Origin of the sequence: Pseudomonas rhodesiae (assembly GCF_013285305.1) — a bacterium.
Classification (GTDB): domain Bacteria; phylum Pseudomonadota; class Gammaproteobacteria; order Pseudomonadales; family Pseudomonadaceae; genus Aquipseudomonas; species Aquipseudomonas rhodesiae.
Genome location: NZ_CP054205.1, coordinates 2,178,970 through 2,202,973 on the forward strand (window position 1 = coordinate 2,178,970; position 24,004 = coordinate 2,202,973).

The following is a 24,004-nucleotide window of genomic DNA, read 5'->3' on the forward strand; positions in this document are numbered from 1 at the left end:
ACTGAATGTACACTTGTTCACTGAAATTTTAAACCGGGCCCGTTCAAGGGCCCGTTTGGGTGCCTAAGACTGCCGCACTTTCGTCTTTCACGCCAGTCGCAGTTGGCTGATAAGGCCGTATTACTGCACCCAACGCTGCAGGACATGCTGCAAATCCGTACGTTTGAACGGCTTGGCCAGGTAATCGTTCATTCCGGCCGCCAGACAGGCTTCACGGTCGCCCTGCAAGGCATTGGCAGTGAGCGCAATGATCGGCAAATCGGCGCAGCCGGGTAACTGGCGAATCTGTCGGGTGGCTTCGTAGCCGTCGATCAGCGGCAGTCGGCAGTCCATCAGGATCGCGGTGAAAATCAGGCTCTCGGCGCTGCGTATCGCCTCGGCGCCGTCGGTGGCCAGGCTCACCTCAAACCCCAGACTGCGCAGCATGGCCTCGACCACCGTGCGGTTGACCGGGTTGTCCTCCACCAACAGCACATGGCGCCCTTCGCCAGCGCTATTTTTACGTTCGGCATCCGGGGCGATGGACGGCAGGCTCTGCTGATCAATCGCCAGAGGGATTTCCAGGGTAAACACCGAGCCGCGACCTTCTTCGCTCTGGGCGCGCAGGGTGCCGCCCATGCGTTCGGCCAGTGTGCGGGCGATGGGCAGGCCGAGGCCGGTGCCGCCGTAACGTCTTGAAATGGAACTGTCGGCTTGCTGGAACGCGTCGAACATCAAGTCCAGGCGTTCGGCGGAAATCCCGATGCCGCTGTCGCGCACCGTGCAGGTGAACCACACCAGTTCATGGTCGAGGGTCTGCCAGTGCGGCTCGACACTGACGCTGCCGTGTTCGGTGAACTTCAGCGCATTGCCGATCAGGTTCACTAGAATCTGGCGGATACGCGTAGGGTCGCCCCGCACCCGCAGTGCGTCCATACCCGGCGGGATCGGCAAGCGCAGCGCTAGCCCTCGTTGCTGGGCGCTATGTTGGAAGGCCTGGGCGCAACTGTTGATCAGGTCGGCGAGGTTGAACGGAATATGTTCAAGTTCCAGAGCTGCGCGCTCGATGCGCGAAAAATCGAGAATATCGTTGATCACCTTGAGCAGATGCTCGGTGGATTCGGAGGCCAGCGCCGCGTATTCGGTCTGCTCCTCAGTCATCTCGGTGGTTTCCAGCAATTGCAGCATGCCCAGTACACCGTTCATCGGCGTGCGCAATTCGTGGCTCATCATCGCCAGGAAATCCGACTTGGCATTGTTGGCGCGCTCGGCCTCTTCGCGGGTCTGGATCAACTGGGCCATGGCCTGCTGCTGTTCGCGGCTGGCCTGGTTGAGACCTTCGGCCAGGTTGTTGATATGCCGCGACAGGTCACCCAGTTCCGAGTCGTCCACAATCGGCAGCGCCGTCTTGTACTGGCCTTGCTGGATGGCCTTTACAGCGTTGCCCATCGCGCTGATCGGCTGGGACAGGCTGGCGGCCAGGCGTCGGGCGAGCAAGAAGGTAAACAGCAGCGTGAACAGCGCGAGAATCCCGGCCTTGAACAGGATTTCCTGCTGGCGTTGGCTGAACGCATCGTTGGACATGCCGACAATGACCCGGCCCAGATAATCCGCGCGCGGGGCCTTCGGCTCGGTGAGGTTGTCCTGGAAAAAGTCATTGCCCAGTTGAATGTGCTGCAGACGGATCGGCGCCTGGAACACTTTTACCGACAGCGAGCGGTCATGTTTTTCCGAGGGCTGTTCGACATATACCAAGATGTTTTCGGCGCTGTCCTGGATTTCCAGAAAACGCACATGGGGCGTTGCCAGGGTGGCGCGCAGCAGGCTTTCGAGCACATCGTTGTTGCCGGAAATCACCCCGTATTCAGTGGCCGGGGCCAGTTGGTTGGCGATCAATTGGCCGGTGTGATCCAGCTCCTGGCGCAAGTCCTGGATACGCACGAAGGTAAAGAAGCTGATCAACAGCAACGTCAGTAGCAACGCCGGCCCCAGGGTAATGAGCTGGGTGCGGGTGTTGATGCCCCAACGACGGCGCAGGCTCATGGGCGTTTTTCTCCTTCGGCCAGGCGGGCGGCGACGTTGGCTTCGTCGAACTGTTCGATGCCCAGTGAGCGCGCCACTTGCGGGTTGCCCACGACTTTGAAGTGGTCCGGATACAGCGAGCGCGGCCAGTTCGCCGGGGCGTGGTCGAGCAGGCGGTCCAGCACCGCCAGCCAATCGGCCTGGTCGCTGTAGGTACTGGCCAAGCTGCCGGCCCGCACGAATCCTGCATTTGGGCCCACCAATGGCAATTGTTGGGCATAACTGCTCAGTAACAGGTTTTTCGCGGTTTTCGGGTTGTACAGCTGCGGGTCATCCAGGCCGAGCAGTACGTCGCTATTCCTGAACAGGTTTTGCAGCGGGCGACTGTCACTGATGGTGTCCCAGCGCTGGGGCACGATGGTCATGTCCAGGGGCTCCGCATGCTGGCGCAGTTCCGGCAGCAGGAACTCACTCTCGGTACCGTAAAGCACACCGATGCGGCGGGCTCGCGGCAGGATACTGGCGATCAGGCGCAATTGCCGTTCCAGAGGCGGATCGCTCCACAGCAGGCTCACGCGCGGATGCTGGGCGGCGCCAGGACGCTGGTGAGCCTGCAACCGGCTGATACGCAGCACCAGTGTCGGTGGGCCCATGTTGTCTTGCAGGCGCCAATCGAGGCTGGCCAAGTCCAGCAGGATCAGGCGCGTGCTGGCAGGCACGCGACCGGGGGCGGGTAAGTCTTTGAGCGGGGTGAACGTTACGTGGTCTTCGGGACGTTGCTGGGCCAGGGCCTGGGTGAAAGCATGCACACCGTCACTGTCTTCGGCGGCGGTCAGCAGGATCTCGGCCGCCCACGTCGGCGACGCCAGCAGCAGGCACGCCAGCAGCGCACAATGGCGCCAGAGCTTATGGATAGAAAGGGAAGTCATCCGTGACGGGCCGGTCATGCTAGAACTCTAACTCTGCGCTGAAATACAGCACATGGCGCTGGTCGTAGGTGTTATCAGCCCAGGTGGTCGGCTGGTCGTCGAGGCGTTGTTGCAACATGCCGGCCAGCTCCACATTGGCTTTGCCCAACGCGATGCGCTTGGCCACCCGCAGGTCGACCCGTTCGAAGCGGTATTGGTTGAGCGCATCGTCGCCGTAGTAGAACAGCGCGCTGGACCAGCCATGTCCCCATTCACGCAGCCAGCCGGCCGAGCCACTGTTACGCGCGGTTTGTGCTTTGTCCAACCGGTTGCTGGCGCTGGCATCGACATACGCATACGTCAGCCGCAGGCGGTCGGCGTTACTCACGCGCCAGTCGAACTGAGATTCGGCGCCGGTAAAGCGCGAGCTGTTGGCGTTGCTGGCGATGTATTGGTTATTGCGCAATGGCGAACTGATCATGTCGGTGATTTCGTCATAGAACAGTTTTACGTCCATGTTCAACCCGATGTCGGCGAAGAAGCCGTTATAGCCCAGTTCCCGCGAGCGCATCCGCTCTTTGTCGAGGTTACCCGGCCCCCGGGTCTTGACGAAGTATTGCGCGGAGGTCTGGCCAAACGCCGGGGAACTCAGGTTGGTGACGCGGTAGCTCCAGTTGACGTTGTTCTCGAACATGTCCGGCGAGCGGATCGCCTCGGAGTACACGGCGCGCAGGCCATGGCGCGGGTTGATCAGATAGTTGACCGCCACCCGCGGTGTCAGTGAATTGCCGCTCAGGTGCGTGTCTTCATACATGGCGCCGCCCTGCAGCAGCCAATGTTCGCTGGCGCGCCATTCCAATTGGCCGAACAGGCGCCAGGTGGTGTCGTCCAGGGTGCCGTTGAAGTAGGTGTCGGAGTCGGCGCGATCGTAGCGGTAGTTCATGCCGCTGACCAGGCGCAGGCTGTCGGACAGACTCAGGGTGTCCTGCAGCTCCAGGTCGTAGCGGCTTTCGCGGGTGCTTTGGTCGATATCGCCGCAGACGCTCTGGTTGGCGCCGTTGCGCCATTGATCCAACACCTGATTGGCCAGCGCTTGTTCGGCGGCGCTGCCCGGTGGTGCGCTGCCCTGGCTATAGACGTCCATATGCCGGGCCAGTTTTTCCGCGTAGTTGGGGTTCAATTGCCACAGCTGGGTCAGCTCCGGGCTGAACGAGACCTTGGCGTCGCAGGCTTTCCAGATTTGCCGACGATCCCATTGCTGGGCCGATCCCTGGATGTACAGGCTGTGTTCGGGGTTGAAGTCGACGTTCCAGCGCAGGGAAGCGGCGTAGTCCTTGGCGGTAACGTCAGAATTATTACCGCCTTCGGTGATGCCGGCGAACACCGGGCTGTAGGTATATGGACGCTGATTGGTGCCTTCCTTGGCATCCAATTGCCAGTCGATGCTCTGCTGCGCATTCAGCGTCTGGCTGACCGCCAGGCTGAAGCGGTTGAGGCGTCGGCCGTCACGGCGGTCGGCGCCGGCGGCGTCGCTGTCGAAGCCGTCGTCCTGTTGCCCGGACAAAGACAGGCGCAGATCGCCGGTCTCCCAACCCACGCCCTGGCTGGCATAGAAGTCGTTGATGCCGCGCTCGCCGCGAATCACCTTAACCCGCGAACCGTGGCTGTTGGCCGGGGAGCGCGTGAGGATATTGACCACCGCCATCAGTGCATTGGCGCCATAGCTGACGGTGTTGGGGCCGCGGAACACCTCGATGCGCTCGATATCCTCCATGGCCACCGGGATGTCGCTCCAATCCACGGTGGCCAGACCCGCGCGATACACCGAACGGCCGTCGATCAATACCTGCATGCGCCGCGCGTCGCTGGCGCTGGTGCCGTGGTAGTTGACCGCCGCCTGATTGCCGGTGGTGTAGCCGACCATCATGCCCGGCACCAGACGCAGCAGTTCGCTGATGTCCCGCGCGCCGCTGGCCTTGATCAACTCGCTGTCGATCACCGTCATGCTGCCGGGTACGGCGGCGGCCGATTGCTTGAGGCGCGTGGCGGTCAATACCTGCGGCAGCGGCTGGCTGTCGAGGAACAGATCGTCGGCCAGCACGGCGTTGCTGCACAACAGCATCAGTAAGAGAGAGGAGCGCGGAGGAGGGCCCAAATACACGGTGCGGCCTTGATAATGACGGATAGCCGCCCATGTTAACTGAGGCGCGGCCATTTGCCATTCGCCGCGCCCGTAATTACGTCACGCCAGCATGGCATTTTCCGACAAACGCGCGAATTGACACGGGGGCTGGCCGCAAGCGGGTCGCTCCGTATAATGCCGCCATCGCCACTGGTATGGATTAACGGATTGCATATGACTGAACAGCGCCCTATTGCGGTCCTGGGAGGCGGAAGTTTCGGTACCGCCGTGGCTAACCTGCTGGCGGAGAACGGCCACCCGGTGCGCCAGTGGATGCGTGATCCCGAGCAGGCCGAGGCCATCCGTGTACACCGGGAAAACCCGCGCTACCTTAAAGGCATCAAGATCCACCCGGCAGTCGAGCCGGTCACCGATCTGCTGGCCACTCTTACAGACTGCGAGCTGTGTTTCGTCGCGCTGCCCTCCAGCGCCTTGCGCGCGGTGCTATCGCCCCATGCCGAACGCCTGGCGGGCAAGATGCTGGTCAGCCTGACCAAGGGCATCGAGGCGCAGACTTTCAAGCTGATGAGCGAAATCCTCGAAGAAATCGCGCCCCAGGCCCGCATCGGCGTGCTATCTGGGCCGAACCTGGCGCGGGAAGTGGCCGAGCACGCCTTGACCGCCACCGTGGTGGCCAGTGACGACGAGGCGCTGTGCGAGCGCGTCCAGGCGGTGTTGCATGGCCGCACGTTCCGGGTCTACGCCAGCAGCGACCGTTTTGGCGTGGAGCTGGGCGGCGCGTTGAAAAACGTCTACGCGATCATCGCCGGCATGGCGGTGGCGCTGGGCATGGGCGAAAACACCAAGAGCATGCTGATCACCCGCGCCCTGGCGGAGATGACCCGCTTCGCGGTGAATCAGGGGGCCAATCCGATGACCTTCCTCGGGCTGGCCGGCGTGGGCGATTTGATCGTCACCTGTTCGTCGCCCAAAAGCCGCAACTACCAAGTGGGGTTCGCCCTCGGCCAGGGTTTGAGCCTGGATGAGGCCGTCACGCGCCTGGGCGAAGTGGCCGAAGGGGTCAACACGCTCAAAGTGCTCAAGGCCAAGGCCCAGGAGGCGGGTGTGTATATGCCGCTGGTCGCCGGGTTGCACGCGATCCTGTTCGAAGGGCGCACCTTGAATCAGGTCATCGAACTACTGATGCGGGCCGAGCCCAAAACCGACGTCGACTTTATTTCCACCAGTGGTTTCAACTGAGGAACGCACCATGAACGATCCGAAAGCAGCCCCCAAGTATGAAGCCATCGGCCTGCGCATCCTGTGGATGCTGGTGTTTGCCCTGGTCTGGCAAGTGGCGCAGTTCCTTCTCGGTGTGCTGGTGGTGGTGCAACTGATTTATCGCCTGATCTACGGCGCGCCGAACCTCGGCTTGATGAATGTCGGCGATAGCCTCAGCCAGTTCCTGGCGCAGATCGGTCGTTTCGGCAGTTTCCATACCGAGCAAAAGCCTTGGCCGTTCGCTGATTGGCCGGCACCGCGCGTACCCGAAGGCGAAGCGGCTCACAGCGTGCCACCGGCACCGCACCCGGTCCGCGACGAAGAGCCGAAACTGTGAAGCTGTGGATTCTGCGCCACGGCGAGGCCGAGGCCCATGCGCGCACCGACGCCGAACGCAACCTTACCGAGCGTGGCCGCGCTGAAGTATTGCGCAGCGCCGCGCACCTTATCGGTCAGCCCCTTGGCGCGATCATCGCCAGTCCTTACGTGCGGGCACAGCAGACCGCGCGACTGGTGCGCGAGGCGTTGGGTTTTGTGCCGGACATTCGCACGGTGCCGTGGCTGACGCCCGAGGGCAGCCCAGAGCAAGTGCTGGCGCATCTGGTGGCTGAGGACAACGTACTGCTGGTCAGCCATCAACCGTTGGTGGGCAATCTGATCAGCTTTCTGCAACACGGCCATTCGCGCCAGCCGCAGCCGATGTACACCGCCAGCCTGGCGCAGCTGGAGGGCGAATTTGCGTTGGCGGGGCTGATGAGCCTGGTGAGCGTAAAAAATCCTTAGGGGATGGATCTTCTTTGTGGGTGCTCTATAGTCAGCCGAGCAAGTGCTTGGTTGGTTATAGTCGAACCACAAAGGAGCGCGTTCCATGCCTGTCGCTGTTCGTTTGCCGCTACCGGTGTTCTTCGAGCGAGAAACCCGTCACCCCCACAAGACGTTTCTGGTGCAGCCCTTGGGCGGCGGCGAGGTGCAGCGCCTTACCTGGGCGGACGCGGGCCAGCAGGCCCGCCGCGCCGCCCAATGGCTGCGTGAGCGGGCGTTGCCCCCCGGCTCGCACATTGCCCTGATTTCGAAAAACTGCGCCCACTGGATCATCGCCGATCTGGCGATCTGGATGGCCGGGCACGTTTCGGTGCCGCTGTACCCCAATCTCACCGCTGATTCCGTCGCCCATGTGCTGACCCATTCCGAGGCGGCGCTGGTGCTGGTCGGCAAGCTCGACGACTGGCCCGCCATGGCGCCTGGCGTGCCCCACGGCGTGCCGACCATCAGCCTGCCGTTGTGCCCGCCTGGCGTGTTCGATTTCAGTTGGGCCGATCTACAAGCCTGCACACCGATTGAGGACGATCCGACGCCCGATGCCACGGCGCTTGCAACCATCATCTACACCTCCGGCACCACCGGCCTGCCTAAAGGCGTGATGCACAGCTTCGGCGCCTTGGGGTTCGCCGCCACCCGTGGCACGCAACTGTTCGGCCTGGGGGAGGGCGATCGGTTACTGTCGTACCTGCCGCTGTGCCATGTGGCAGAGCGGATGTTCGTGGAATTGGCGGCGATCTACACCGGGCAAACGGTATTTTTCGCCGAGAGCCTCGACACATTTCTAACCGACCTGCGCCGGGCGCGGCCCACCGCTTTGTTCGGCGTACCGCGGATCTGGAGCAAATTCCAACTGGGTGTCTACGCCAAGGTGCCGCCGCGCCGCCTGGATAGGCTATTGCGCCTGCCGTTTATCGGGCCGCGCATAGGCCGCAAAGTACTTGCCGGCCTGGGGCTGGACGCGCTGCGCATTGCGCTGTCCGGGGCGGCGCCAGTGCCCGAAGCTCTGCTGCACTGGTATCGGCGCCTCGGACTGGATGTGCTGGAGGTGTACGGGATGACCGAAAGTTGCGGCTATTCCCACGTATGCCGCCCCGGCCAGCAGACCATCGGCTGGATCGGCACCCCATGCCCCGACGTCGAGGTGCGCATCGACCCCGACGGTGAAGTGCAAGTGCGCAGCGAGGCCACCATGCTCGGTTACTTCAAAGACCCGGATAAAACCCGCGAAACCCTCACCGCCGACGGCTTCCTGCGTACCGGTGACAAGGGCGAGCAGGATGCCGACGGGCGCCTGCGCCTGACCGGACGGCTCAAGGAAATCTTCAAGACCAGTAAGGGCAAATACGTCGCGCCGGCGCCCATCGAAAACCGCCTGGCCGAGCATGCACGGATCGAACAGGTGTGCGTGGTCGGCGATGGCCTGGCGGCGCCGATGGGCCTGTGCGTGTTGTCGCAAGCGGCCCCGAGCGAAGCGCGCGCGGCCTTGCAAGGCAGCCTTGAGCGTTGGTTGCAACAGACCAACGCCACGCTGGATAAACATGAGCGCTTGAGCCGATTGGTGGTGGTCAACGGCGTATGGGGCGTGGAAAACGGCTTTCTCACGCCCACCCTCAAAATCAAGCGCAACGTGATCGAAGCGACTTACGGCGCACATTTGCACGCTTGGAGCGAGCGCACCGAAGCGATTGTGTGGCAGGATTAGGGTCATCATAAAAACACCAAAGGACACCTGCATGAGCCTGTGGCGCACCCAACCGAATATCGAACACCTCAATGCCAGCCAGAAAAACACCATCGGTGAATTGCTGGATATCCGCTTCGAAAGCTTCGACGACGAGTCCCTGACCGCGAGCATGGTGGTCGATGCGCGCACGCACCAGCCATTTGGCCTGCTGCATGGCGGCGCGTCGGTGGTGCTGGCCGAGAGCATCGGCTCGATGGCCGCGTACCTGTGCGTGGACACCAGCAAGTACTACTGCGTGGGCCTTGAAGTAAACGCCAACCACCTGCGCGGTGTGCGTAGCGGGCGGGTAACGGCGGTGGCCAGGGCCGTGCATATCGGCCGCAGCACGCAGGTATGGGATATCCGCCTGAGCAACGAAGAAGGCAAGCCCACCTGCATCTCGCGCCTGACCATGGCCGTGGTGCCGTTGGGCGAGAACCCGCCGGCCCGATAGGCATGGCGTGAGTGTCATCATTCCTGGCAGTTACAGTCATTGCCGTGCCTGCCGGGCATGCTGACAATCGAGTTCGGTTATTGCAGATGGATCCGGTATGTCGCAGCACGTGTTTTTCGCCCACGCCAATGGGTTCCCATCGGCCACCTACGGCAAGCTCTTTGCGGCCCTGGCCCCGGAATATACGGTGGCCCACCTGCCGCAGCACGGTCACGACCCACGGTTTCCGGTGGATGATAACTGGCAGAACCTGGTGGATGAACTGATCCATCATCTGGAGCAGCAGCCGCAACCGGTGTGGGGCGTGGGCCATTCCCTGGGCGGCGTTTTGCACTTGCACGCCGCCCTGCGATGCCCGCAGCTGTATCGCGGCGTGGTGATGCTCGATTCCCCGGTACTGACCCGCGCCGACCGCTGGGTGATCCGTGCCGCCAAGCGTTTTGGGTTTATCGACCGGCTGACCCCGGCCGGGCGCACCCTCGGCCGGCGCGAGGAGTTCGCCGACCTGGATGCCGCGCGCAGCTACTTCGCCGGCAAGACCCTGTTTCGTGGCTTCGATCCGGATTGCTTCGACGCCTACCTGCAACATGGCCTGCAAACGGTGGGCGATCGTCTGCGGCTGCGCTTCGACCCGGCTACCGAAATCAGTATCTACCGCGGCGTGCCCCACACCAGCCCCGGCCAAGTGCGCCAGATGAAGGTGCCGCTGGCGGTGGTGCGCGGTCGGCAGAGCCGCGTGGTAATGCGTCACCACGCCAGCGGCGTCGGGCGTTTGCCCATGGGCGAAATGCTCACCATGCCTGGCGGCCATATGTTCCCCCTCGAACGCCCGCAGGACACCGCGACCTTGATCAAGAACCTGTTCGCCCGTTGGGACGCCCGTGAGCGCAGCTGCGCATGAGCCCATCAGTCGAAGAAGTGCGCCTGAGCTTGCCCCATATCGAGTTGGCCGCCCATTTGTTTGGGCCCGAGGACGGTTTGCCAGTGATCGCCTTGCATGGCTGGCTGGACAATGCCAACAGCTTCGCGCGCCTGGCGCCGAAGTTGACCGGGCTGCGCATTGTGGCCCTGGACATGGCCGGTCACGGGCACTCGGCGCACCGCCCGGTGGGCGCCGGCTATGCCTTGTGGGATTACGTGTTCGACGTGCTGCAAGTGGCCGAGCAACTGGGGTGGAAACGTTTTGCATTACTGGGGCATTCCCTCGGCGCCATTGTGTCCATGGTGCTGGCCGGGGCCTTACCCGAGCGTGTGACCCATCTGGGGTTGATTGACGGTGTGATCCCACCCACTGCGCCGGGCGAAAATGCGGCCGAGCGGCTGGGCATGGCATTGCAGGCGCAATTGAACCTGCAGGGCAAACGTAAACCGGTGTACGGCACGCTGGAACGCGCGGTCGAGGCGCGCATGAAAGGCTTGGTGGCCGTCAGCCGCGAGGCCGCTGAACTGCTGGCCCAGCGCGGTTTGATGCCGGTGCCTGGCGGTTACACCTGGCGCACGGACAGTCGCTTGACCCTGGCTTCGCCAATGCGCCTGACCGATGAGCAGGCGATGGCCTTCATACGGCGAGTTGACTGCCCTACGCAATTGGTGGTCGCTGCCGACGGCATGCTATCGAAACATCCCGAATTGCTTTCCCAGCTACCCTTTACGGTAACCACGCTGCCTGGTGGCCATCATTTACACCTGAATGATGAGCCTGGCGCGGTCCTTGTTGCAGACTGTTTCAATCGGTTCTTCTCCGCGCCTTGACTTGGCGCGGTCAACTGCCGAGGCTGGGCGGATTGAACGGGAGTCAACCATGCACATATTCAACACCGATCTTAATACCGCGACGCTTACCCTCGGTCAGGGCTCACCAATCCGATGAGCGTGCGCAACCGATCTATTCGTGCTCTGGGGTTATGCGTATTCAGCCCGTTGGTGTTCGCCGCCGACGTGCCGGGCAGCCAGGACCTGCCCGCCGTGGCCCGTCAGGTCGACGCGCAGATTGTCGATTATCGCCCCGCCGAAGAAAAAGAACGCATCTACCCCCTGGGCGCGATCCGCAAGATCAGCGGCCAACTGCGTTACGAAGGCCAGGCCCTCGCGCGGGGCCAGACCACCGCCATTACCTATGAACTGCCCGCCGACCACAGCTCCAGTGCGGCGTTCACCGCCACGCGCGAGGCGTTGCAGGCCCAGGGCGCGCAACTGCTGTTCTGGTGCAAGGCTCGGGACTGCGGTGAAAGCAGCCTGTGGGCCAACGAGATTTTCGGCAACGCCAAGCTGGTGGGCGCCGATAGTCAGCAGGAATACCTGCTAGTGCGCCTGGCCGAGCCCCAGGCCAATTCGCTGGTCGCCCTGTACGGCATCACCCGCGGTAATCGTCGCGCCTACTTGCACGTCGAGCAATTGGACGCCGCGACGCCGCTGGGCGACCTGTTGCCCACCTCGGCCACACTGTTGCGTGAGCTCAAAAGCACCGGCGAGCTGGACTTCCCCGCATTGAGCGGTGAGCCGGACGCCACGTGGCTGACCCTCATTTCCCGTGGCCTGAACCTGGATACCACCCTGCGCGTCAGCCTCAGCGGCCCGAGCGCCGAAGCCTGGCGTCAGGCGCTGATCGAGCAGGGCGTGCGCGCGGCGCGTATGGAGAGCGGCAGCGGTGAAACCCAAGGTCTGCACCTGCATCTGATACGCTGATCGCCACCTGGCGAACGGGCCCGCGCCGTTCGCCTAATCTTTCTTCCTAAAGCCTCCTTCTTTCAGAGATTCCCCATGCTCAATAACGATCGCCTGCTGGTGCAAATCCTGCTGCTGGTGCTGTTCGGTGCCAGTTTCTGGGTGTTGGCGCCGTTCTGGTCGGCGCTGTTCTGGGGCGCGGTGCTGGCATTTGCCAGTTGGCCGCTGATGGTGTTGCTCACGCGCTGGCTGGGTGGGCGCGAGTCCCTGGCCGCCGCGATCCTGACCTTGAGTTGGATGCTGTTGGTGGCGGTGCCGCTGGTATGGCTGGGGTTTAACCTGGCCGACCATGTGCGTGATGCCGTGGCCTTGATCAAGGATATTCAGGTCGATGGCCTGCCCGAGGCGCCGACGTGGCTGGGCGCGATCCCGTTGGTCGGCGAGCGATTGGCGGCGATGTGGGACAGCATCGATCAGCAGGGCGCTGCGTTGATGGTCAGCCTCAAACCGTACCTGGGGCAGGTGGGCAACTGGCTGCTGGCGCGTAGCGCGCAGATCGGCGGGGGCATTCTGGAACTCACCCTGAGCCTGGTCTTCGTGTTCTTTTTCTACCGCGACGGGCCGCGTTTGGCGATGTTCGTCCATCGTTTGCTGGAACGCTTGATCGGCGACCGCGCCGGTTACTACATCGAACTGGTGGCCGGAACCGTGCAACGGGTGGTCAACGGCGTGATCGGCACGGCTGCGGCCCAGGCCGTGTTGGCGTTGGTGGGGTTCATTATTGCCGGTGTGCCAGGGGCGCTGGTGCTGGGCATCGTCACCTTTATGCTCAGCCTGATTCCCATGGGCCCGCCGCTGGTGTGGATCCCGGCCACGGCGTGGCTGGCCTGGAAGGGCGATTACACCTACGCGATATTCCTTGGCGTGTGGGGCACCTTCATCATCAGTGGCGTGGACAACGTGCTCAAACCCTACCTGATCAGCCGTGGCGGCAACCTGCCGCTGGTGATCGTGCTGCTAGGGGTGTTCGGCGGCTTGATTGCCTTTGGCTTTATCGGCTTGTTTATCGGCCCGACCTTGCTCGCAGTGGCCTACAGCCTGTTGATGGATTGGAGCGCAACTCACGCCCAGGGCCGTCGGGACGACCAGGCTCTTTAAGCCCTGGGCAAGCGCATCACCGCGGTCAAGCCGCCGCCTGGGGTTTCTTCCAAACACAGGCGGCCGCCGAGGCGTTCCACGGCTTCCTTGGCAATCGTCATGCCCAGGCCGACGCCGCCGGAGTTGCGGTTGCGCGAGCCCTCCAGTCGAAAAAACGGCTCGAACACCGCCTCGCGCTTGTCCGCCGCAATCCCGGGGCCGTGATCAATTACCCGGATCACCAGCGCGTCACGGCTGTCGGCCAGTTCGATACGCGCCGTGCCGGCGTACCGCAGGGCGTTGTCGATCAGATTGTTCAGGCACGAACGCAAGGCCATGGGTTGCACCTGCAGCGGTGCGCAGGTGCCGGCAAACTGCACGTCGCAGCCTTGGTCCTGGGCGTTTTCGCTCAGGGATTCCACCAGCGCCTGCACGTCCAGCCAGTGTCGGGTTTCGCTGGTGCGTTGTTCGTGCAGGTAACTCAACGTCGCGTCCAGCATGCCGATCATGTCGTCCAGGTCCTGGCGCATCTGGCCCTGGAGGCGGGTGTCTTCGATCTGCTCCAGGCGCAACTTGAGGCGCGACAACGGCGTGCGCAGGTCATGGGACACCGCGCCGAGCATGCGTGCGCGTTGGCTGACCTGCTCGCGAATGCGCCGTTGCATCAGGTTGAAGGTCGATGCGGCCTGTTGCGCTTCCAGCGGGCCGGACTCGTTGAGCGGCGGGCTGTCGAGGTCCAGGCTCAAGCGTTCGGCGGCTTCGCTCAGGCGCTGTATCGGCCGGCTGAGCAGTTTGGCGCCATACCAGGCGGCAATGATCAGCGAGATAAATTGAAACGTCAGGGGCACCACCGGGCCGCCGAACCAGGGTCGTTGATGCTTGGGCAAGGGTTTCATCGTGCCGTCCGACTGCTCGATAAAGGTCTCCTCGGGCGGCGGCGGGGGCGGGCCGTAGTGGTGAAACCAGAAAAACGCCAGCCCATGGGCCAGCACAATGGCCACCAGCAACACGCCGAACAGCCGCCCAAACAGCGTGTTGAAGGTGCCGCGCATCAGCCGATGTCCCGTGCGTCGAACAGGTAGCCTTCGCCGCGCACGGTCTTGATCAACTGCGGTGCCTTGGGGTCATCCCCGAGTTTTTGCCGCAGGCGCGAGACCAGCAGGTCGATGCTGCGATCGAACGCTTCGATGGAACGCCCGCGCGCGGCATCCAGCAATTGCTCGCGGCTCAGTACCCGGCGTGGGCGTTCGATAAATACCCAGAGCAGGCGAAACTCGGCATTGGACAGCGGCACTACCAGGCCGTTGTCGGCCACCAGCTGGCGCAGCACGCTGTTCAGGCGCCAGGTGTCGAAGCGGATATTGGCGCGCTGCTCGCTGCGATCGTCGCGCGCGCGGCGCAGGATGGTCTGGATGCGCGCCACCAGCTCGCGGGGCTCGAAGGGTTTGGACATGTAGTCATCGGCCCCCAGTTCCAGGCCGATGATGCGGTCGGTGGGTTCGCAGCGCGCGGTGAGCATCAGGATCGGAATATCCGACTCGGCCCGCAGCCAGCGGCACAGCGACAGGCCATCCTCGCCCGGCAACATCAGATCGAGCACCACCACGTCGAAAGTCTCGGCGTGCATGGCCTGGCGCATCTCGGCGCCATCGTTGACGCCGGTGGCCAGAATACTGAAGCGGGCCAGGTAGTCGATCAGCAGTTCGCGGATCGGCACATCGTCGTCGACCACCAGTGCGCGGGTCGTCCAGCGCTTGTCGTCGGCGCTGGCCGGGCCTTTTTGCTCGTCGTTCACAGGGGCGCAAGGAGTTTGCATAGTGCGGTCATCTGCCAGGTGATTGCGGTCAGCATAGGCGCCCAGCCCCATGGCTGGTAGTGCTGGTCGGTGGGTCGTGCGAGCGAGGCTAGCGGCGGGGCGTGTTGGGGGCGTGTCGTGAATGTATCGGCTTTGAAATATATGCGCGAAATGCCCGCCTGCGCGCGCTTGGTCAGTATTTACCGATCATCGCATCCCGCAACGGCGTCGCTTGCGCTACAATCCGCGCCGATTTCGACTTGCCTGAGAGCCCATTCCAATGTCCGCCTGCCAGACTCCTATCATCGTCGCCCTGGATTACCCCACCCGTGACGCCGCACTGAAGCTGGCTGACCAGTTGGACCCAAGGCTCTGCCGGGTCAAGGTCGGCAAGGAACTGTTCACCAGCTGCGCCGCGGACATCGTCGGCACCCTGCGTGACAAAGGCTTCGAGGTGTTCCTCGACCTGAAATTCCACGATATCCCCAACACCACCGCCATGGCCGTCAAGGCGGCTGCGGAAATGGGCGTGTGGATGGTCAACGTGCATTGCTCCGGCGGCCTGCGCATGATGAGCGCTTGCCGCGAAGTACTGGAACAGCGCAGCGGCCCCAAGCCGCTGTTGATCGGTGTGACCGTGCTGACCAGCATGGAGCGCGAAGACCTGGCCGCGATCGGCCTGGATATCGAGCCTCAGGAGCAGGTACTGCGCCTGGCGGCCCTGGCGCAGAAAGCCGGCCTCGACGGTCTGGTGTGCTCGGCGCTGGAAGCCCAGGCGCTGAAGGCCGCGCACCCGTCGCTGCAACTGGTTACCCCCGGCATTCGCCCGGCGGGCAGTGCTCAGGACGACCAGCGCCGCATCCTGACCCCGCGCCAGGCACTGGACGCCGGCTCCGACTACCTGGTGATCGGCCGTCCGATCAGCCAAGCGGCGGATCCGGCCAAGGCGCTGGCGGCAGTGGTTGCCGAGATCGCCTGATCACGTCGAGCGCGAGCCACTGACGAGAACGCCTGCACCCTGAACCGACGGGATGCAGGCGTTTTTTTTGGCCAGTGAGCTTAGACCTTCAACACCAACTTGCCAAAGTTCTCGCCGTTGAACAGTTTCATCAGGGTTTCCGGGAACGTCTCCAGCCCCTCGACAATATCTTCCTTGCTCTTGAGCTTGCCTTGCGCCATCCAACCGGCCATTTCCTGCCCGGCGGCGGCGAAGTTCGCGGCATGATCCATGACCACGAAGCCTTCCATCCGTGCGCGATTGACCAACAGTGACAGGTAATTGGCCGGGCCTTTGACCGCTTCCTTGTTGTTGTACTGGCTGATTGCGCCGCAAATCACGACCCGAGCCTTGAGGGCCAGGCGGCTGAGCACCGCATCGAGAATATCGCCGCCAACGTTATCGAAATACACATCCACACCTTTGGGGCATTCGCGCTTGAGGGCGGCGGGTACGTCTTCGTTCTTGTAATCGATGGCCGCATCGAAGCCCAGCTCATCCACTAGGAATGCACATTTGTCGGCACCGCCGGCAATGCCCACCACGCGACAGCCTTTGAGTTTGGCGATCTGACCGGCAATGCTGCCCACGGCGCCGGCGGCACCGGAGATTACCACCGTCTCACCGGCCTTTGGCGCGCCAGTCTCCAGCAAGGCGAAGTAGGCGGTCATGCCGGTCATGCCCAGGGCGGACAGATAGCGCGGCAATGGCGCCAACGTTGGGTCGACCTTATAGAAACCCCGCGGCTCGCCGAGGAAATAATCCTGCACCCCCAGGGCGCCGTTCACGTAATCGCCGACGGCAAACTTGGGGTTGTTCGACGCAATCACTTTGCCCACGCCCAGCGCGCGCATTACTTCGCCGATGCCGACCGGTGGGATGTAGGACTTGCCCTCATTCATCCAGCCGCGCATGGCCGGGTCGAGGGACAGGTATTCGTTACGCACCAGTACTTCACCGTCCTTGGGGGTGCCCACTGGGACTTCCTGGTACGTGAAAGTATCCCGCGTAGCGGCGCCGACCGGGCGTTTGGCGAGCAGGAATTGGCGATTGGTCTGGGCGGTCATGGCAGGGACTCGTTAGAAATGAATGCTCAGTGATAGACCCTGGCGGGCCTGGGAGCAAGGTCGGCGAGAGGTGCGAATGCTCGTCGATAGGCCGCGCTGATGGTAGGCCCAGTCGCCTTATCACTGCCGCTCATGCAGCGCCAACCGGCCTTTTGATAGTGCTGACGTGCGCATCATGACCTTGGCTAGACTCCCGCCACGTATATTTCCTCCATAGGACATCCCTCCATGAGCATGACGTTTTCCGGCCAGGTCGCCCTGGTCACCGGCGCCGCTGCGGGTATCGGCCGCGCTACTGCCCTGGCGTTCGCCGCTGAAGGTTTGAAAGTGGTGGTGGCCGACCTGGATGTGGCCGGCGGCGAAGGGACGGTGACGCTGATCCGTCAGGCCGGTGGCGAGGCGTTGTTCGTGCGCTGCGACGTGACTCAGGAAGCCGAGGTGCAGCAATTGATGGCGCAGACCCTGGCGGCGTATGGGCGTCTGGACTACGCCTTCAATAACGCCGGTATCGAGATCGAAAAGGGCAAACTTGCCGACGGCAGCCTGGACGAGTTCGATGCCATCATGGGCGTCAATGTCAAAGGCGTGTGGCTGTGCATGAAGCACCAGTTGCCGCTGCTGCTGGCCCAGGGCGGCGGTGCCATCGTCAACACCGCTTCGGTGGCGGGCCTGGGGGCGGCGCCGAAGATGAGCATATATGCCGCGTCCAAGCATGCGGTGATCGGTCTCACCAAGTCGGCGGCCATCGAATATGCGAAAAAGAAAATCCGCGTCAATGCCGTATGCCCGGCGGTGATCGACACCGATATGTTCCGGCGCGCCTATGAAGCCGACCCGCGCAAGGCCGATTTCGCCGCCGCCATGCACCCGGTGGGGCGTATCGGTAAGGTCGAGGAAATCGCCAGCGCGGTGCTGTATCTGTGCAGCGATGGCGCAGCGTTCACCACCGGCCAGGCATTGGCGGTGGACGGGGGGGCAACGGCGATTTAGGACGCGGTGTGACGCCCCATTCGAAAAGGTCTGGGACGGATGTGGGGCGTTTCCGGAGCTGGCCAAACGCCGCGATCGAATATGTATCACAAGGTAAATAACTCAATAAAATCAATACTTTAATAAATCTTGGCGACCTGTCATCACGCGCTTCTGTGCTTAACTCGTTGGGTTGAAAACAAACAGTTGAAGTGAGTGGCGCATGGATTTAGGGATCGATCGACAAGCCCTTGTACCGGTAGTGCAGCAAATCGTCAGTGCAGTGACGCAATGGATTCGCAAGAACGAGGTGAGCCCCGGCACTCGCTTGCCGTCCGTGCGGCGGTTGGCCCTCGATAACCTGCTTAGTCAGTCCAGCGTGATCGAAGCTTTAGAGCGCATGGTCGCCCAAGGATTGCTGGCCCACAGGCACGGCGCCGGCTTTATGGTGGCCGAGCCGCCTGTGGCCCATGAGTGTCAATGGTATGAAGGCGCCGAGCGCGACTGGGGCGATTTTGCCGATAGCCCCTTGGGCGAGTTGAAGCTAGGCTGCGGCTGGCTGCCGGAGGCCTGGCATGAAAGCGATGACATCAGTTACGCGATTCGCGAAGTCAGCCGTACCGACACCGCCGGGCTGTTCAATTACAGCACGCCACTGGGCTTGCCCGTGTTGCGTGAACAACTGCTCAAGCGCCTGACGCACCTCCATATCGACACTCGTCTTGATTGCATTCTCACCACTGGTGGCGCCAGTCATGCCGTGGATTTGCTGATCCGTGTGCTACTGCGCGCCGGTGACTGCGTGGTGGTGGAAACCCCGGGATACGGCAATCTTTACCGGCAGCTGGCGTTCCATGGCGTGCGCCTGCTGGAAGTGCCGCGCACACCGGGCGGGCCGGACATCCCGGCGCTCGAAGCATTGTTGCAGCGCCATCGTCCAAAATGCTTGTTCACTCACAGCCTGTATCACAACCCGACTGGCTCCAGCCTGTGCCGTGTCGTGGCCGAGCGGCTACTGGAGCTGGCCCGTCGCGATGACTTCCTGATCATTGAGGAGGATGTCTACGGCGACCTGCAGCACGCCACCTGCACCCGGCTCGCGGCGTTGCCCCATGAAGGTCGGGTGATTTACGTCGCCAGTTTTTCCAAGACCTTGAGCAGTGCTTTGCGCGTTGGCTACCTCAGCGCGGAGGCAAGTCTTATCGCTCGGCTGGCCACCCTCAAGACCTCCACCGGTTTCGGCACCTCGCGGTTTGCCGAGGCGGTGGTCAGCACGCTGCTGGCCAACGGCACCTATCGCAAATGGGTGCAGCGCTTGCGCAAGCGGCTGAGCACCGAGATGGCCGCTACGTTACAGGTGCTGGAAGACGAAGAGTGGGAGGTGTTCACCGTGCCCGCCGGCGGCATGTTCCTATGGGCGCGACCGGGGGCGAATGCCTTCTCGCGTGTACAGGCGTTCGCCCGCCGGCTCGGTGTTTTGCTCTCGCCGGGCTCACTTTTCAACCCAACCGGCGAATACAGTGAGTGGCTGCGCATCAATGTAGCCTATGCTTCAGACCAACGGGCTCTGGCGCTGATGCGTGCCGTGGGGCCCGCTAGATCGACCTCGACCATTCTGAAAACGACGGGCGTGTAGCTTTTTGCCATTATTCCGGCGTCAGTGTCTTGTGTTGAGGCCCCTGTCGTTGCCAATCTGCTGCTTGTCTACCGGGCTTGATGGCATCTGCCATTGCAAGAGGATCAAGTGCAATGATTTCGGCCGTGCAACGACGTTTCGCCAACCTGGGTATGGCGAAAAAACTGGGCTTGGGTTTCACCTTGGTGCTGCTGTTGACGGCGGTAGTGGCGGCCATCGGCGTATGGTCCCTGCAAACCGTCGGGCAACGGTTCGAAGGGCTCAAGGCCATGTCCTCGCTCAACAGCGGTTTGCTCAAGGTGCGCTTGATCGAACAGGACTACGCTTTGCACGCCGACCCCAAGGCGGTCGACGCGCTGCATGAGGCCGTCGATGCCCTGGCCGCTGAGGCAGCCAGCCTCAAGACCCAATCCGCTGCCAATGTGCCAGCCATGACCGATGTCGAGCAGGCCCTTGCCGCCTATCGCAAGGCTTTCGATGAGTTTGTCGAACTGACCCAGACCAAGGACCTGGCCCTGGAAATGGCCAGTTGGTCCGTGTCCAGTGTGGCCAACAACCTTGATGTGTTGCAGGCCGGTCTGGCGGACGACGGTGCCTATGGGCTCAAGGAAAGCCAGGGCAAGGAGGGCGCCGAATTTATCGAGCAGGCCGGTCAGGTTAGCCAGGTGTCGCGCTTGATGCTGCAAGCCATGAACGAAGCCCATGTGCGTCTGAATCAGAGCCGTAAGGTAGACGAAGACAATACCGAGCAAGGCAAGATCGAGCAGGCCGAACAGGCCCTGGCGCAGGTAGAGCAGTTGAAAACCTCAGTCAAGGATGCGGGCTACCAGACCGTACTTGGCGAGGTGTCGGGACATATTGCCGCCTTCGGCGAAAAACTCGGCGAATACACGGACCTGCTGGCTCAGGAAAAACTGGTTTACACACAATTGCATGATCGAGCGCAGCAGGTGGTCAGTCGGGTCAACCAGGCCTATAACGCCGAAGATCAGTCGATGCAGGCGCAATTGAAGAAAAGCGCGTTGCTGATAATCGGCTCGTCGGCACTGGCCCTGCTGGTGGGCTTGATTGCATCTTGGGTGATTACCCGCTTGATCGTTGCGCCCCTGCGCAGTGTGATCTCCGTGGCTCAACGGATTGCCGATGGTGATTTAAGCGGTCGGATGGAGGTCAATCGGCGCGATGAAATCGGCCAGTTGATGCAGGCCATGCAGCAGATGGGTAACGGTTTAAGCCATATGGTCAGCGGGTTGCAGGCCGGTATCGAGCAATTGGCCAGCTCCGCGCATTCGCTGTCCAGCGTTACCGAGCAGACCAATGTCGAGGTGAGCAGCCAGAAGGAAGAGACCGAGCAGGTGGCCACCGCCATGAACCAGATGACTGCCACTGTGCACGATGTGGCGCGTAACGCCGAAGAAGCGGCGCAGGCCGCACAGACAGCAGACGAGAAAGTCGACAGCGGCCAGCAGGTGGTGCGTCAGAGTTTGCAGCGCATCGAGCTGTTGGCCACGTCCAGCACGGGCGCCAGTGCCAGCATCGAAAGCCTGAGTGCGGAAATCCAGCATATCGGTACGGTGTTGAGCGTGATCAAAAGTGTTGCCGAGCAGACCAACCTGCTGGCGCTGAACGCCGCCATTGAAGCCGCACGGGCGGGCGAACAGGGCCGCGGCTTTGCCGTCGTGGCCGATGAAGTGCGAGCGCTGGCCAAGCGTACGCAACAATCGACCGAAGAGATCGAACGGCTGGTCGGCACCTTGCGCAGCGCCGCACAAACGTCGGTGCAGCAGATTCAACAGAGTGGTGAACTGGTGAAGCTGGCGGTCAGCGATGCGCTGGAAACCGAAAGTGCTCTGGGCAGCATTGCGTCAGCGGTGTCGCTGATCCAGCAGATGAATCAGCAGATTGCCGCCGCCGCCGAGGAGCAAAGCTCGGTGGCCGAAGAGATCAACCGCAGTGTCACCAGTATTCGAGCCAGCGCCGATCAGTCGGCGTTGAGCATGCAGGAGAACGCCGCATCGAGTATCGAGCTGGCGCAGTTGGGCGCCGAACTCAAGGGTATGGTGGGGCACTTCCGCCTCTGATCGCCGCGCTGACGGCGACCAAAGGCGCGGGCAATTAAGCGTGGTTGGCCAGAAACGTCAGCAGGGCTTCATTGACGAAGTCCGGGTTTTCCCGCGAAGAGATATGCCCCGCGTCCGGAATCGGGATCAGGCTGCAACCGATCAGCTCGGCCATTTCTGCCGATTCTGCCGGTGGCCGCGGCTTGTCCTGCTGGCCGCACATTACCAAGGTGGTGTCGCGGTCCAGGCGCGGCAGCTGCGCCATCACATCCGTGCGACTGAAGATCAGCCGGCCCAGGGGCACAATGCTGTCCAGCAGGCGTTCCCGGGGGAAGTCTCGCAGGGATTGGCGAAAGTTCTGGTACAACCCCGACTCGCGGTCAATATCGGCGCGGAAGAAAATCGGTGCGATCACATCCAGCAGCGGCTCAGGGATGGCGCCGGCTTCTTCAATCATCTTGAACAGTGAGAAATAGTACTGACGCGTGGCCTCGGGCTCGGCGCCCAGGTACGTGTCCATCAGCACCAGGCTGTTAACGCGCTCAGGCGCGAGCAACGCCAGGCGCGCGCCCCACATGCCGCCAACCGACAGCCCCACCAGGTTTACGCTGGGGATATCCAACTGGTCCAGCAAGGCCAGGGACTGGCGCGCCAGGTCCTCAAGAGATTGGGTGCGCGGGGGCAGTTGGCCCGATTCGCCATGGCCCCACAGCTCGGGCACGATCACGCGGTACTTTTGCGACAGCGCCTCGACCTGCGGCGCCCACATAGTGCGGTCCCACAGGTAACTCGAGCCCAGCAGGACAGCCGGGCCGCAGCCCTGGTCGATGTAATGCAGCGGTTGTCCATCAATCACGGCGACAGGCATAGCAGGCCCCTTTCTTCACGGAGTGAGGGGCACTTTTTTACGCTAGTCGTAGGCGGGGGGATAGATGCAAAGTGATGGCATCTGGCGAACCGGGGTTCGCCAGAGACGGAGGAGGGGGTCAGTCGTAAATGACTTTCTTTTTCCACTCGGCGTCGGCGTCCACCACTTTCAAGCCTTCGGTCAATTCATTGACCTCGTCTTCGGCCGGCTTGCTGTTGGTCAGCACGGTGGAGTTGGCGCGGGCCAGCTGGGATTCGAGCATTTGCAGCTGGGCGCTGTAGAGTACCGGCTCCGGCTGCTTACGCAGGTACTGCACGCCACGCTCGAAAGCCAGGCGTGCCTGGCCCGGCTGGCCTTGTTGCAGCGCATGCTGGCCGAGATTGTTGAAAAACTCGATGTGCAGCAACACCAGGATGTGGCGAATTTCCCTGATCCAGTGCTTGGCTTCGTTGGCCGGCAGGAAACCATCCTGGGCGGCGCGGGTAACCTGGCCGTGCAGGGCTTCGAGGAGGAAGCGTACATCCTTGGCCTTGGCTTCGGTCTGGATCGGTGCGGGCGGGTTGTTAACCGGTATCGATTCGCCCTGGCCAACCAGCGCATTCAGCTCAGTAATACGGGCCTTGAGCGCGGCGTTGGTCTTATTGAGGTTCAACAGGCGCTGATTGACGTTCAGTTCAAGGCGGGTCATCAGCAACTTGAGTGCCGGGGTCATGAGCTGGCCAGGAAACGTCTCGGTGATTTCACCGCAACGGCGCAGGCGATCGTTGAGTTCGATCTCGGTGCGCTGTTTTTCCAGCTTGTTGTTTTCCACCACATGGTTCATGTAGCCAATGGCGATCAGTATTGCGATCCCGGCTATTACCAGCAGGGTGATCATGAGTGGTGTCACCGGTGTGACCTCTTTATAGGGTTTACAGGAGAGTGTAGTGACTGGACCATCAGGCGGATAGGTCTGATCGACCAGATGCCGCGTAGTTCATTCTTCTCAGGCTCCCTTGCTATCTATATAGGTGAGCGCTGGAATGGATGGCTTCATATTGCCATCACTCGTCGGGGTGGACTATAGCGTCTTGTCATGCGCCAGAATATAGGCGTCAAGGTGTGAGCGGGCAAAGTGCCCTCGCAGGCCGCAAAACGGGGGCGAAGTCATTGATTTAAATAAATTTATCCTTGGGGGTTGACGACCTTTCAATCCATCCATAGAATGCGCGCCACTTACAGCGTAAAGCACACAGCGAAACGCGGTAGGGAGTGAATGTTGTACGTGTGTCCCCTTCGTCTAGTGGCCTAGGACACCGCCCTTTCACGGCGGTAACAGGGGTTCGAGTCCCCTAGGGGACGCCAATGCGGGAATAGCTCAGTTGGTAGAGCACGACCTTGCCAAGGTCGGGGTCGCGAGTTCGAGTCTCGTTTCCCGCTCCAATTTTTAAGCAGTGTTGCTCTCGGGCGGCACTGAGTGAAACCAGGACCAAGTCTTCGGATGAGGCCTCTGGGCACTGA

Annotated in this window: 21 protein-coding genes, 2 tRNA genes and 1 pseudogene; 16 read left to right on the forward strand and 8 right to left on the reverse strand. The window is 62.2% G+C overall.

The annotated features are described in order from the left end of the window. Positions 1-120: 120 nt before the first annotated feature. From HRH33_RS09965 to HRH33_RS09975, 3 genes are read right to left on the reverse strand one after another with little or no spacing between them, the layout of a single operon-like run. Positions 121-2,022 (reverse strand): ATP-binding protein, encoded by a 1,902-nt coding sequence (locus HRH33_RS09965; RefSeq protein WP_173603438.1) that lies wholly within the window; start codon positions 2,020-2,022, stop codon positions 121-123. After that, complete coding sequence (locus HRH33_RS09970; RefSeq protein WP_167417566.1) at positions 2,019-2,948, reverse strand: ABC transporter substrate-binding protein; 930 nt, start codon at positions 2,946-2,948, stop codon at positions 2,019-2,021. Before HRH33_RS09970 ends, HRH33_RS09965 begins: the two co-directional genes overlap by 4 nt. A 1-nt stretch (position 2,949) precedes the next feature. Further along, on the reverse strand, positions 2,950-5,070 hold the full coding sequence (locus tag HRH33_RS09975) for a TonB-dependent receptor plug domain-containing protein (RefSeq protein WP_342356320.1): 2,121 nt from the start codon (positions 5,068-5,070) through the stop codon (positions 2,950-2,952). Positions 5,071-5,265: 195 nt separating this feature from the next. Here HRH33_RS09975 and HRH33_RS09980 point away from each other — a divergent pair, with 195 nt between their 5' ends. The 9 genes from HRH33_RS09980 (at position 5,266) to HRH33_RS10020 (ending at position 13,133) form a co-directional block, all read left to right on the forward strand. Next, entirely contained in the window at positions 5,266-6,291 is a 1,026-nt protein-coding gene (locus HRH33_RS09980; RefSeq protein WP_034112718.1) for an NAD(P)H-dependent glycerol-3-phosphate dehydrogenase, read from the forward strand. Between the two features lie 10 nt (positions 6,292-6,301). Beyond that, positions 6,302-6,649, forward strand: coding sequence for a DUF4389 domain-containing protein (locus HRH33_RS09985; protein ID WP_034096682.1), 348 nt, complete (start codon positions 6,302-6,304; stop codon positions 6,647-6,649). Then, positions 6,646-7,095, forward strand: coding sequence for a phosphohistidine phosphatase SixA (gene sixA, locus HRH33_RS09990; protein WP_034137576.1), 450 nt, complete (start codon positions 6,646-6,648; stop codon positions 7,093-7,095). Before HRH33_RS09985 ends, sixA begins: the two co-directional genes overlap by 4 nt. A gap of 85 nt (positions 7,096-7,180) precedes the next feature. Then, positions 7,181-8,836: an AMP-binding protein gene (locus HRH33_RS09995; protein WP_167417565.1), complete on the forward strand. Its 1,656-nt coding sequence runs from the start codon at positions 7,181-7,183 to the stop codon at positions 8,834-8,836. Positions 8,837-8,867: 31 nt separating this feature from the next. Beyond that, a complete protein-coding gene (locus tag HRH33_RS10000) occupies positions 8,868-9,311 on the forward strand; it encodes a hotdog fold thioesterase (protein WP_034112721.1) in 444 nt (147 codons plus the stop codon). A gap of 97 nt (positions 9,312-9,408) precedes the next feature. Beyond that, positions 9,409-10,212 carry an alpha/beta fold hydrolase gene (locus HRH33_RS10005; RefSeq protein ID WP_034096686.1) on the forward strand — a complete coding sequence of 268 codons (804 nt, stop codon included), beginning with the start codon at positions 9,409-9,411 and terminating at the stop codon, positions 10,210-10,212. After that, on the forward strand, positions 10,209-11,063 hold the full coding sequence (locus HRH33_RS10010) for an alpha/beta hydrolase (RefSeq protein ID WP_167417564.1): 855 nt from the start codon (positions 10,209-10,211) through the stop codon (positions 11,061-11,063). The genes HRH33_RS10005 and HRH33_RS10010 overlap by 4 nt, the downstream gene beginning before the upstream one ends. 114 nt (positions 11,064-11,177) lie before the next feature. Beyond that, positions 11,178-11,996 carry a DUF4892 domain-containing protein gene (locus HRH33_RS10015; RefSeq protein WP_167417563.1) on the forward strand — a complete coding sequence of 273 codons (819 nt, stop codon included), beginning with the start codon at positions 11,178-11,180 and terminating at the stop codon, positions 11,994-11,996. Positions 11,997-12,071: 75 nt separating this feature from the next. Next, positions 12,072-13,133 carry an AI-2E family transporter gene (locus tag HRH33_RS10020; RefSeq protein ID WP_167417562.1) on the forward strand — a complete coding sequence of 354 codons (1,062 nt, stop codon included), beginning with the start codon at positions 12,072-12,074 and terminating at the stop codon, positions 13,131-13,133. Here the strand turns inward: HRH33_RS10020 and HRH33_RS10025 are convergent. Together HRH33_RS10025 and HRH33_RS10030 are read right to left on the reverse strand one after the other, a co-directional pair. After that, positions 13,130-14,164, reverse strand: coding sequence for a sensor histidine kinase (locus HRH33_RS10025; RefSeq protein ID WP_167417561.1), 1,035 nt, complete (start codon positions 14,162-14,164; stop codon positions 13,130-13,132). The genes HRH33_RS10020 and HRH33_RS10025 overlap by 4 nt on opposite strands. Further along, the gene (locus HRH33_RS10030) at positions 14,164-14,928 is read right to left on the reverse strand and encodes a response regulator (protein WP_167417560.1); all 765 of its coding nucleotides are present in this window, start codon (positions 14,926-14,928) and stop codon (positions 14,164-14,166) included. Before HRH33_RS10030 ends, HRH33_RS10025 begins: the two co-directional genes overlap by 1 nt. Before the next feature lie 259 nt (positions 14,929-15,187). Here HRH33_RS10030 and pyrF point away from each other — a divergent pair, with 259 nt between their 5' ends. Beyond that, a complete protein-coding gene (gene pyrF / locus HRH33_RS10035) occupies positions 15,188-15,886 on the forward strand; it encodes an orotidine-5'-phosphate decarboxylase (protein WP_034137581.1) in 699 nt (232 codons plus the stop codon). Between the two features lie 80 nt (positions 15,887-15,966). On the opposite strand, the gene HRH33_RS10040 is transcribed toward pyrF, so the two are convergent. Beyond that, positions 15,967-16,971, reverse strand: coding sequence for an NADP-dependent oxidoreductase (locus tag HRH33_RS10040; RefSeq protein ID WP_034096692.1), 1,005 nt, complete (start codon positions 16,969-16,971; stop codon positions 15,967-15,969). Between the two features lie 228 nt (positions 16,972-17,199). Between HRH33_RS10040 and HRH33_RS10045 the strand changes: the two genes are divergently transcribed. The 4 genes and pseudogenes from HRH33_RS10045 to HRH33_RS26695 all read left to right on the forward strand — a co-directional run bounded on the left by HRH33_RS10045 (position 17,200) and on the right by HRH33_RS26695 (position 21,657). Further along, on the forward strand, positions 17,200-17,961 hold the full coding sequence (locus HRH33_RS10045) for an SDR family oxidoreductase (protein WP_034096693.1): 762 nt from the start codon (positions 17,200-17,202) through the stop codon (positions 17,959-17,961). Positions 17,962-18,163: 202 nt separating this feature from the next. Further along, the gene (locus HRH33_RS10050) at positions 18,164-19,576 is read left to right on the forward strand and encodes an aminotransferase-like domain-containing protein (protein WP_167417559.1); all 1,413 of its coding nucleotides are present in this window, start codon (positions 18,164-18,166) and stop codon (positions 19,574-19,576) included. Between the two features lie 995 nt (positions 19,577-20,571). Beyond that, a pseudogene (locus HRH33_RS26690) lies at positions 20,572-20,748 on the forward strand (HAMP domain-containing protein); the annotation flags it as partial. 204 nt (positions 20,749-20,952) lie between these two features. After that, entirely contained in the window at positions 20,953-21,657 is a 705-nt protein-coding gene (locus HRH33_RS26695) for a methyl-accepting chemotaxis protein (protein WP_371918513.1), read from the forward strand. 34 nt (positions 21,658-21,691) lie between these two features. Here the strand turns inward: HRH33_RS26695 and HRH33_RS10060 are convergent, their stop codons facing one another. Both HRH33_RS10060 and HRH33_RS10065 read right to left on the reverse strand, forming a co-directional pair. Then, a complete protein-coding gene (locus HRH33_RS10060) occupies positions 21,692-22,504 on the reverse strand; it encodes an alpha/beta fold hydrolase (RefSeq protein WP_167417557.1) in 813 nt (270 codons plus the stop codon). Between the two features lie 118 nt (positions 22,505-22,622). Continuing rightward, entirely contained in the window at positions 22,623-23,393 is a 771-nt protein-coding gene (locus tag HRH33_RS10065; protein WP_080761411.1) for a hypothetical protein, read from the reverse strand. A gap of 379 nt (positions 23,394-23,772) precedes the next feature. On the opposite strand from HRH33_RS10065, the gene HRH33_RS10070 reads away from it, so the two are divergent. Next, positions 23,773-23,848 (forward strand) — tRNA-Glu (locus HRH33_RS10070). Between the two features lie 2 nt (positions 23,849-23,850). Next, a tRNA-Gly gene (locus HRH33_RS10075) sits at positions 23,851-23,926 on the forward strand. Positions 23,927-24,004 lie beyond the last annotated feature (78 nt).